This window comes from bacterium, from assembly GCA_026398675.1.
In the GTDB taxonomy this organism is placed as follows: Bacteria; RBG-13-66-14; RBG-13-66-14; order RBG-13-66-14; family RBG-13-66-14; genus RBG-13-66-14.
In genome coordinates this window covers 1-10,075 of sequence record JAPLSK010000334.1, presented here as the reverse complement: position 1 = coordinate 10,075, position 10,075 = coordinate 1, and the positions used below count along the sequence as shown (strand labels likewise).

The window sequence follows — 10,075 nt, the reverse complement described above, 5'->3', positions numbered from 1 at the left end:
GGAGGAGGCAGACGTGACCCGAATCGGCTGGAACGAGCTGCCCCGGAGCCGTGCCCGATGGGTTGTAGACGATTACCGCGCCTTCCATGCGGCGGAACTGGCTCTCGTTGATGGCGGGCATCTCGATGGCGCGCCGGTCGAAGACCTCCCGCACCCGGCGGGCCTGCTCCGGGTCCACGACCAGCTTTTCGCCGAGTTCCGCGGCCACCGCGTCCAGGGTGATGTCGTCCCGGGTGGGCCCCAGGCCGCCGGTGGTGATTACCAACGCCGCTTCCCCGAGCCCGCGCCGTACGGCCCCCGCGATGGCGGCCGCGTCGTCGGGGACGGTGTACCGCGCGCCGACGCGAATCCCGAGGTCGTTGAGGCCCTGCGCCAGAAAGGCCGAGTTGGTGTCCAGCGTGTCGCCGGAGAGAATCTCGTTGCCGATGGTGACTATCACCGCGCGCACGGGGTCTCCTCTCGTATCAGGCACCGGTTTCGGCGTTCTCGGGGACAGGTTCCTCGGTTTCGGTCGGAGCCGTCTCGGCCTCGTCGGCGCCTTCCGGCGTTTCGACGGCGACCGCTTTACGCGCGGAGTGTCCGTACTCGGCTCGTTCCGCGAATCCGCCCGGCCAGCGGACGGACCAGGGCCGGCCGGTATCGTCCAGGTAAAAAGCGAACCCCTGGGGCTCGACGAAAACTTCAAGACAGGGGCGCGCGCCCCAGGCCGTTTCCACGTCGGACCAGCCCCCGACGACGATTTCCAGGTCGTAATCCAGTCCCTGGCGCAGGTCCCGGGCGGGCAGCCGGTACTCCTCCCCCTCACCCAGCTCGCAGCCGGCCAGAATCAGGGCGATGACGCCCAGGGAGGGCCCGTCGGTGAGCACGTCGGCTCGGCGGGTCAGGCCCGGACGCCCCACGGCCCGCTCCTCGACCCCCGAGGGCGGGTGGACCGTCAGCGTGACCAGGCCGGGGAGGAGAAGGCCCTCGCTCCAGCCCGCGCCGGTTTCGAGGGAATACTCCGACCGCCACCGGCCCGCGCGGCAGACGATTGTTTCGCGGCCCAGGTAGTACGGGTCCGCGTCGCCGAACGGCTCGCCGAACGGCTCGCCGAAGCATTCCAGGACGATCGGCTCGACCGTGTCCGGCGGGAGGCGGTGCAGCGGTTCGTGATACCCCACCGGGACGCTCGCATCCGGATGGACCGGCGCCTCACCGGGCACGGACGACGGTCCGCCGCAGCCGATGACGAGCGCCGCGTATAAGCCCAGAAAGACCGATGCCCCGATGGTCCGCACGACTGCGGATTCTAGCACAGCTCCCCGGCGTGGACAAGGCGACGCGGACGCGCGGGTTGTGGTAAACTTTGCGCTTGCCCTGACCTGAGGAGACAAGGGGTTTTGCCGGAGGCATAGCTCGCTTCGCTCGGTTCGCCAGAGGCGTAGCTCACTTCGTTCGGTTCGCCGGGGGCGTAGCTCGCTTCGCTCGGTTCGCTCGGTTAAACCCCTTGCCCAAAAAATCTGAAAACCGCCGGGAAATTTTATGGAAAAAATCCTCGTCACCAGCGCCCTTCCTTACGCCAACGGCCCGCTCCACGTGGGGCAGCTCGCCGGCGCCTACCTCCCCGCCGACATCTTCGTCCGCTACCACCGCCGGCTGGGGAACGACGTGGTTTACATCTGCGGCTCCGACGAGCACGGCGTCGCCATCACCCTGGCCGCCGAGGCCCAGGGCACAACGCCCCGCGCCATCGTGGACCTCCACCACCCTCGCATAAAGCGCACCTTCGAGAGGCTGGATTTTTCCCTGGACTTCTACGGGCGCACAACCTCGCCCACACACCACGACACGGCGCAAAAATTCTTCACCGTCCTCCACGACGCCGGTTTCCTCTACACCAAGACCGTGGAGCAGTTCTACGACGCGAGCGTGAATCGCTGGCTGCCGGACCGTTACGTGGAAGGCACCTGCCCCCACTGCGGCGCGGATAACGCCCGGGGGGACGAGTGCGAGAGTTGCGGGCACTGGATCGAGGCCCGGACCCTCGTCGAGCCCCGGAGCAAGCTGACCGGCACCGCTCCCGAGCTGCGCGAGGCCACCCACTGGTACTTCCGCCTCTCCGGACTGGAAGACGACCTCCGGCACTGGATCGAGGCGCGGGACGCCGCGGTGGGCTGGAAGGACAACGTGCTCAACTACTGCCGCTCCTGGTTCAAGGAGGGGCTGAAGGACCGCCCCGTGACCCGCGACCTGGACTGGGGCGTCCAGGTCCCCCTGCCGGGAGCGGATGGAAAGGTCATCTACGTCTGGTTCGAGAACGTTCTGGGCTACCTCTCCAACACCAAGGAGTGGGCGGCGGAGCACGGTAAACCCGAGGCCTGGCGCGCGTTCTGGCTCAACCCCGACTGCCGCCTGTTCCACTTCATCGGCAAGGATAACATCGTCTTCCACGCCATTCTCTTCCCCGCCATGGTCCTCGCTTACAATCGGTCCGTGCCCGAGGCCGGGCGCTTCATCCTGCCCGAGAACGTGCCGGCCAACGAGTTCTTGAACATCGAGGGCAAGAAGCTCTCCACCAGCCGCAACTGGGCCGTGTGGGTGGACGACGTGCTGGACGCCTTCCCCGCCTGCTACCTGCGCTACTACATGACCTTCTGTCTGCCCGAAACCCGGGACACCGATTTCAGTTGGGACGAGTTCGGCGAGCGGGTGAACTCCGAGCTGGCGGATATCTACGGTAACCTGGCCCACCGGACGCTGGTCTTCATCCAACGCTACTTCGACGGCATCGTCCCCGAACCGGGGAAGCCCGACGCCGCGGCACGGGCGCTGGTGAGCGAGGCGGCCCGCCTGGCGGGTGAGGTGGCACGCAGCATCGAGGGATTCCGCTTCCGTGAGGCGGCCAAGCTGATGATGGACGTGGCCCGGGCCGGCAACAAGTACTTCGACGACGAGCGTCCCTGGGTCACCCGCAAGAATGACCTCCCGGCCTGCGCCCGGACGATGTACCACCTGTGCCAGACCCTGGCGTCCCTGGCCATCGTGAGCAGTCCCTTCGTGCCGGCTTCGGCGGCCCGGCTGGCCGGACAGCTCGGCGTCGCCCCGGACTTCGAGGGTTGGCGCTGGGCGGACGCCGCGCGCGTAGACCTCGTCCCCGCCGGAACGAAGCTCGGCGAGGTCCTAGTCCTCTTCGGAAAAATCGAGCCGGAGGAGATCGAAAAGCAAAGGGCCAAGCTGGGCCGTCCGCTGGACGATCTTTTGGGGGCAAGGGGTTTAACCGAGCGAAGCGAGTTATGCCCCCGGCAAAACCCCTTGTCTCCTCACGTTTCGGAGGAGAAGGTGAACGTTCCGCCCCTGTCGGACGCGCTTTTGGAGTACGCCGATTTCGCGCGGCTGGACCTGCGCGTGGGGAAGGTGCTCTCGGCCGAACGGGTGCCCAAGGCGGACAAGCTCCTCCGCCTGGAAGTGGACCTCGGGGCGGAGAAGCGGACCATCGTGGCCGGCATCGCACTGCACTACGCGCCCGAGGCGCTCGTAGGACGGCTCATCATCGTCCTGGTGAACCTGAAGCCGGCGACGCTCCGGGGGGTGGAGAGCCGGGGGATGCTCCTGGCCGCCACGGAAGAGGGAAGCGGTTTACGACTGTTGACGCTTGACGGCGACATCCCGCCGGGGTCCAAGGTGTCGTGAAATGCGCGATGTCCTCTTCGAGAAGGATTGTCCCGCTTTGGACCTGGGCCGGGTGACCGTCCTCGGCTTCGGCAACCAGGGCCGGGCCCACGCCCTGAACCTGCGCGACGCGGGCGTGGACGTGGCGGTCGCCCTGCGCGCGGGCTCGCCGAACATCGAGACCGCCCGCGGCGAACAGTTACCCGTTTGCTCCCTGGGAGATGCCGCCGGAGCCGACGTGCTGGTCTGGGCGATTCCCGACGAGGCCGTCCCCGACGCCGCTCCATTCCTCAAAAATGTAAAAGACGGCCAACTATGGATCTTCCTCCACGGCCTGGCCGTGACCTGGGGCTGGGTCGTTCCTCCGGAAAACGCGGACGTCGCTCTCCTTGCCCCCCAGGGCACCGGCGCGGCGTTGAGGAGCCTCTATCTCGCGGGCGGCGGTCTGCCGGCGGCCCTGGCCGTCGAGCGGGATTCCACCGGGAAGGCGAAAGAGCGGCTGCTGGCCTACGCCCGGGCGGTGGGGTGCGCCCGAGGCGGCCTCCTCTGGACGACCTTCCACGAGGAGACCGTGGTTGACCACTTCGGGGAACAGGCCGTGCTGTGTGGCGGGGTCCCGGCGTTGGTCCGGGCGGCCTGGGACACCCTCGTCGGAGCCGGGCACGACCCGCGCCTGGCCTACATCGAGTGCCTGATGCAGCTCAAGCTCCTGGCCGATCTGATGTACGAGCGCGGGACGGCGGGGATGCGGGAAAAAATATCGGGGACGGCGCTCTACGGCGCGGCCACGGGCGGAGAGGACGTCATCGGGGCGGAAACAAAAAAGCGGCTGAAGGAGCTTCTGGCAAAAATCGAATCGGGCACCTTCACCGACCGCTGGCTCGCCGAATCCCGGAAACCGGACTGGCCGAGGGAGAGGGAACGCCTCCTCGGCGGCGCGGACCCCTTCGAGGAGGCCGGCCGCTGGGTGCGGGAGAACCTGCGCTGGCCCGGCCTGGGCGGGGAGAACAGATGACCGTTCAACTGCCGCTCACGCCGCCGATTCCCCAGATATACTCCATCGCGTACATCGTCGCCTATGTGTTCCTCGTCGTGGGTATCGTCGAGCATTTCCGCTTCCGGGGCGTCATCTCCGACCTTTCGTCGCGGAACATCGTCGGGATGGCCGTGGTCCCCTGCACCCTGGCCGCGCCCTGGCTCTTCACCGACTGGTACTGGGCGATGGCGGCGCCGGTGGTCTTTTTAGTAATCACCGCCCTTTCGATGAGGTTCGGCCTGCTCTCAAGCGTGGATACGGAGCGGGGGCGGTTCGGCGCCGTGGCTCTGGCCATCGTCCTGTGCGTCTCGGTCTTCATCGGCTGGTTCTTCACCGACCTGGGACGGGGTACCGACCTGCGACCCCTCGCCGCCTTCAGCGTCTTCCCCTCCACCATCGCCGACAGCCTCTCCGCTATAGTGGGCCGGCGATTCGGCAAGGGAGAGCTCCGGCGCAACCGCTCTAAGATCGGCACCGCGGCCGGGATACTGGGAGGCGTCACGGCCTTCGTAATCGTGACCATCGTGTTCGGTTTCACCGGCTGGCTTTCCTACCTCCTCGCCGTGGGTTTCGGGGCGCTCGTGGGTCTCGCCGAGCTGGTGAGCCCGATTCAGTTGGACAACCTTATAACGGGCGTCGTGGCCGGCGTCGGCGGATACCTCATCCTAACCCTGGGGTAGAAGGAGACACCCATGAACCAGTGGGTTTCCCTGGCCGTCTCCTACGGGGTCGTCTTCGCGATCGTCGGCACGGCGGGCGTTCTGGCCCGGAAAGGGACCATCTCCGGAGAGGCGGCGCGGAAGGTCATCCACATCGGGGTGAGCAACTGGATCATCCTCGCCCTCTTCATATTCCACGACTGGTACTTCGCGATAGTAGGTCCGCTCTCCTTCATCGTCCTCAACTACGTCTCCTGGAAGCTCGACCTCTTCAAGGGGATGGAATCGGGGGACAAAAGTCCGGGCACCGTGTTCTTCGCCGTCAGCCTCTCGATTCTCACCTGGCATTTCTGGTGGCTGACGAGTATCGGAGCCGGCGATTTCCGCTACGCGGCCGTCATGGGGATACTCGTCCTGGGCTGGGGCGACGGCCTCGCGGCGGTTTTCGGCCACAAGTGGGGGAAAAAGAAACTTGTCGGCGAGAAAACCCTCGTCGGCACGCTGACGATGTTCGTCACGGCCGCCGTCGTGATTTTTCTGGTCCTGACCCTCACCGGGGTGCACAACCTTTTGACCAACGTCCTTTTGGCCCTCGGCCTGGGCGCCCTGGGGACGCTTACGGAGCTCTTCCTCCCCGGGGGCTGGGACAATCTGCTCATCCCCCTGGTCGTGTCCTACGCCTACTACGGCTGGCTTTGGCTGTGTATTCTCGCCGCGGGCGGCGTTTTCTGATAGAATTGTCCGAAAGTTACGTTTCGTTCCGGAGTGACCCTTGATCGTCGGCTTCTTCTCCGATATACATGCCAACCTAGACGCCCTGGCGATGGTGCTGGACTACCTCCGGCGCCTGGAGGTCAGCGCCCTCTACTGCGGCGGCGACATCGTCGGGTACGGGGCCTGCCCCAACGAGTGCCTGCACATCGTGCGCTACGCCGAAGGCGACAAACGTATCTCCAAGAAGCAGATCCTCGAGTACCTCTCCTCCACCGACGTGAGCGACCCGGAGCGCCTGGTCGCTTTCCTGGACGAAACCACCACCGTGACGGTGAAGGGGAACCACGACCACGTCGCCGTCACCCCGGGCGCCGAGTACCTGTTCAACTCCTTCGCCGCGAGGGCGATTCTGTGGACCCGCGAGGTGATCACCCGCGAGAACGTGGACTTCATCGCCGCGCTTCCCATGGTCATTGACGCGGGCGAGGACGGTCAGCCCACACGGCACAAGAAATCGAAGTCCGTCCTCTTCCGGCTGGTCCACGCCAGCCCCCACGAACCGGAGCGCTGGCATTACCTCTTGAACCGGCGCGAGATAGAACGGGCCTTCAACGCCCTCGACGTGGGATTCTGCTTCATCGGGCACAGCCACCAGCCGGTCATCTTCGAGCAGCACGAGGACGGCTACGTGGAGGTCATCACCGAGGAGGAGCACGTCCCCAGCATCTTCCGCCGCTACATCATCAACATGGGGAGCGTGGGTCAGTCCCGGGACGGCAACCCGAAGAGCTGCTGCGCCACTCTGGAGTTCACCCCCGGTTTCCGCAACCTGATGATCCGTCTGCACCGCGTGGCCTACGACATCCCGCGGGCCGCGGAGCGGATAATCTCCGCCGGTCTGCCCGAGGAACTGGGCGGCCGGCTCATGCACGGGATATAAACCGATGAGGGAAGCCATCGCCGCTTTCTTCCGTTCGAAGGCCATCGCCGTGGCCGGGGCCAGCCGCGACGAGGGGAAATTCGGCTTCAAGGTCTACCGCCGGTTGAAATCGTTGGGACGCTACACGGTCTACCCGGTGAACCCGCTGGCCGACGCGATTGACGGCGACCGCTGCTTTAAAAACCTCGCCGCGCTGCCGGAGCGGCCCGACGCGGTGATCTTCATTACCCCGCCCCCGCGGACCGCCGCGGTGATGCGGGAGGCGCTGGAGCTGGGCGTCAAGACTTTCTGGATGCAGCCCGGTGCCGACGGCCCCGAAGCGGTCCGGCTGGCCGAGGAGGCCGGGGCAAGCCTGGTTTACGGACGGTGCGTGCTAATCACCGATCCCGGGGATTACGTGAGCTTATGAAAAAAGGACTTTACGATTTCATCCTGGTGGGAGCGGCGGCGGCGGTCAGCCTCGCCCTGCTCCTCGTCGGCCTCCTCGTGACCTTCGGCCCCGGCGAGAGCCGGATGGTCGCCGAGAGCGGGCCGGGAGGCGTCGTTAGCTGGCTCTTCATCGTCCTCGGCGCCGTGGGTATCGGCGTTTCCATCGTCCTTCTTCCGAAGAAAATCGCCCTCGCCGATTACCGGGAAATTTTGGGAATAATCACCGGGCTGGCCCGCGGCGGCGACGTCTGCCCCGTGACCTACCTCGACCTCGACCGCTACGAGCCGTTCAGCGTGGAGACCTTCGCCCCCTACCGGGTGGACCTCGTCCTCACCTACGCCTGCAACGCAGACTGCGGCCACTGCTACGTGGCCCCCGAGCACCGGGATAAACCGTCTCTGGCCAAGGAGGACTGGCGCCGGGTCATGGAAAAGCTGTGGGAGGCCGGTGTGCCCCACGTGACCTTCACCGGCGGCGAGGCCACCCTCTACCCCCACCTGCGCGAGCTCATCGAATACGCCGAGGACATCGGCCTGGTGACCGGTCTTTTGACCAACGGGCGGAAACTGGCCGACCGGGACTTCCTGGCCGGGCTGGTGGAGGTGGGGCTGGACCACGTGCAGATTACGCTGGAGAGCTGCGACGAGGCGGTGCACGACGCCATGGTGGGAGCCCCCGGAGCCTGGAAGGAGACGGTGCAGGGGATAAAAAACGCCCTGGCGCAGCCGCTCTACGTCCTGACCAACACGACGATAACCCGGCGCAACGCCGACCATCTCCGGCGGACGGTGGAATTCCTGGCCGACCTGGGGCTCACCCAGGTGGCGGCCAACGGCATGATCCACTCCGGCAAGGGGAAATCAAATCCCGACGCCTTGACCGAGGCCGAGCTGGTGCCTTACGTGGAAGAATTTTTCAACACCGCCGTCTCGCGCGGCTTGAACTTCCTCTGGTACACCCCGACGCGCTACGAGGAACTCAATCCGCTCGAACTGGGCGTGGGGATAAAAACCTGCTCCGCCGCGCGGTACAACCTGGCCGTGGAGCCCAACGGCGACGTGCTGCCCTGCCAGAGCTACTTCGAGGTGTTGGGCAACATCCTCACCGACGACTGGGGGAAAATCTGGAACAGTCCCCTGGCGGTCAGCCTGCGCAAACGGGAGTGGGTTCCCGACGAGTGCCGCGGGTGCGCCGAGTTCCCCCTGTGCGGCGGCGGCTGTCCACTGCTCCTGCAGGAGGGCGGAAACGTCACCTGCAGCGCTCCGGCATAGAAAAAGGTGGGTCGACCCCACCTTTTTTACGCGTCCGGCGAACTTATCCCCCGTTACTCATCCCATGCTCCACGATGGTGGCGAGGGTGGCGAGAATCACCTCCCGAAAACTTTCCGCCATCTCGTCGTGACAGTAGCAGTCCACGCGGATGAGGTTTTTTCCGACGAGGAGCAGGCTGTCCAGGTTGTAGTACCCGTAGGGGAAGTAATCGGCGGAGGCGATGGGGATCCCTTTGGCGCTCGTCCGGTTGTAGCCGCCCCAGCGGAAGGCGGGACCCCGGTCGCCCGAGGTTATGGCCCGGCGGAGATCGGCGAGCATATCCCCCAGGAATGTGTTGACGCTGCCGTCGTAGAAGGACGCGATCTCCTCGATGCCGTACCCCGACTCCCCCGTGGTGTAGATGAAGATAACGCCCAACGCCTCGCCTTCGGGCCGCAACAAGAGGATATGCCCCGTCTAGTAGGCGTATTGCTCGGTTCCATCGGGCTCGTCGAGGTCCACCTTCAGCCCGTCCAGGTCCAGCGTCAGGGCCGAGACGGGGAAGGACGCCAGGAGCAGCGTGAACAACGTGCGTTGGAGCATCTTTTAAACAGACCTCCGGCGGGATTTTTCGCCAGGGGCGTTACCAAGTTTTCCGTATTATAATCCCCCGGCGGCGCGAAACCAAGGCGTCAATTCGCCTCGCCGGAGGCGTGACTACGTTTCAAGCGGGAAAATCAAGGAGAGGCATTGGCGGATTTATCACTGACTAACATCCGCGAGTACGTGGTCGGTTGGGACAAAAAGGTCCCCCTGGCCACGGGCGGCACGCGGCGGTACGTCTATCTGGACAACGCCGCCAGCACTCCGGCCCTGTCCCCGGTGCGGGACAAGGTGGACGAGCTCATCGGCTGGTACTCCTCGATCCACCGCGGCACCGGCTTCAAGAGCGCCGTGTCCACCCACGCCTACGAGCGGGCCCGGGAGATCGTGCTCGACTTCGTCGGGGCCGGGAAAGACGACCACACCGCCGTCTTCAGCTGCAACACCACCGAGGCCGTCAACAAGCTGGCCTGCTCCCTCGGCTATCCCGAGAACCCCGTGGTCCTCGTGAGCTCGCTGGAGCACCACTCCAACGACCTGCCCTGGCGGCGGTACGCCGAGCTGGCTTATCTCCCCTTCTCCGCGGAGGGCGTCGTTGACCTGGATGCCACCCGCAGGCTCGTGGAGAGCCTCTCCGGTCGGCTGGCTCTGATTGCGGTCACGGGGGCGAGCAACGTGACGGGCCTGTTGGTTCCGGTTCACGAGCTGGCGAAGATAGCCCACGCGAACGGCGCGCGCATACTGGTGGACGGCGCCCAACTGGCCCCGCACGTGCCCATCCGTATGGACCCCGG

12 protein-coding genes are annotated in these 10,075 nt (G+C 65.8%); 8 read left to right on the top strand and 4 right to left on the bottom strand.

All coding sequences use genetic code 11. The annotated features are described in order from the left end of the window. The coding region (locus NTW26_09835) for a competence/damage-inducible protein A (GenBank protein MCX7022552.1) at positions 1-448 on the bottom strand (448 nt) is incomplete at its 3' end. A 16-nt stretch (positions 449-464) separates the two neighbouring features. Next, the gene (locus tag NTW26_09830; protein ID MCX7022551.1) at positions 465-1,295 is read right to left on the bottom strand and encodes a hypothetical protein; all 831 of its coding nucleotides are present in this window, start codon (positions 1,293-1,295) and stop codon (positions 465-467) included. Positions 1,296-1,521: 226 nt separating this feature from the next. Here NTW26_09830 and metG point away from each other — a divergent pair, with 226 nt between their 5' ends. From metG to NTW26_09795, 7 genes are read left to right on the top strand one after another with little or no spacing between them, the layout of a single operon-like run. Next, the gene (gene metG / locus NTW26_09825) at positions 1,522-3,669 is read left to right on the top strand and encodes a methionine--tRNA ligase (protein ID MCX7022550.1); all 2,148 of its coding nucleotides are present in this window, start codon (positions 1,522-1,524) and stop codon (positions 3,667-3,669) included. Position 3,670: 1 nt separating this feature from the next. Further along, positions 3,671-4,663 carry a ketol-acid reductoisomerase gene (gene ilvC / locus NTW26_09820; GenBank protein ID MCX7022549.1) on the top strand — a complete coding sequence of 331 codons (993 nt, stop codon included), beginning with the start codon at positions 3,671-3,673 and terminating at the stop codon, positions 4,661-4,663. After that, positions 4,660-5,364 (top strand): hypothetical protein, encoded by a 705-nt coding sequence (locus NTW26_09815; GenBank protein MCX7022548.1) that lies wholly within the window; start codon positions 4,660-4,662, stop codon positions 5,362-5,364. Before ilvC ends, NTW26_09815 begins: the two co-directional genes overlap by 4 nt. 12 nt (positions 5,365-5,376) lie before the next feature. Next, on the top strand, positions 5,377-6,075 hold the full coding sequence (locus NTW26_09810) for a hypothetical protein (protein MCX7022547.1): 699 nt from the start codon (positions 5,377-5,379) through the stop codon (positions 6,073-6,075). Positions 6,076-6,115: 40 nt separating this feature from the next. Further along, positions 6,116-6,997 (top strand): metallophosphoesterase family protein, encoded by an 882-nt coding sequence (locus tag NTW26_09805; GenBank protein ID MCX7022546.1) that lies wholly within the window; start codon positions 6,116-6,118, stop codon positions 6,995-6,997. 4 nt (positions 6,998-7,001) lie between these two features. Then, positions 7,002-7,406, top strand: coding sequence for a CoA-binding protein (locus tag NTW26_09800; GenBank protein MCX7022545.1), 405 nt, complete (start codon positions 7,002-7,004; stop codon positions 7,404-7,406). After that, positions 7,403-8,698, top strand: coding sequence for a radical SAM protein (locus NTW26_09795; protein ID MCX7022544.1), 1,296 nt, complete (start codon positions 7,403-7,405; stop codon positions 8,696-8,698). Before NTW26_09800 ends, NTW26_09795 begins: the two co-directional genes overlap by 4 nt. A gap of 43 nt (positions 8,699-8,741) precedes the next feature. On the opposite strand, the gene NTW26_09790 is transcribed toward NTW26_09795, so the two are convergent. Together NTW26_09790 and NTW26_09785 are read right to left on the bottom strand one after the other, a co-directional pair. Further along, positions 8,742-9,116, bottom strand: coding sequence for a hypothetical protein (locus NTW26_09790; GenBank protein MCX7022543.1), 375 nt, complete (start codon positions 9,114-9,116; stop codon positions 8,742-8,744). 39 nt (positions 9,117-9,155) lie between these two features. Beyond that, the gene (locus tag NTW26_09785) at positions 9,156-9,281 is read right to left on the bottom strand and encodes a hypothetical protein (GenBank protein ID MCX7022542.1); all 126 of its coding nucleotides are present in this window, start codon (positions 9,279-9,281) and stop codon (positions 9,156-9,158) included. A 147-nt stretch (positions 9,282-9,428) separates the two neighbouring features. On the opposite strand from NTW26_09785, the gene NTW26_09780 reads away from it, so the two are divergent. Then, positions 9,429-10,075, top strand: a 647-nt coding sequence (locus tag NTW26_09780) for an aminotransferase class V-fold PLP-dependent enzyme (protein MCX7022541.1), incomplete at its 3' end; no start/stop codon positions are given.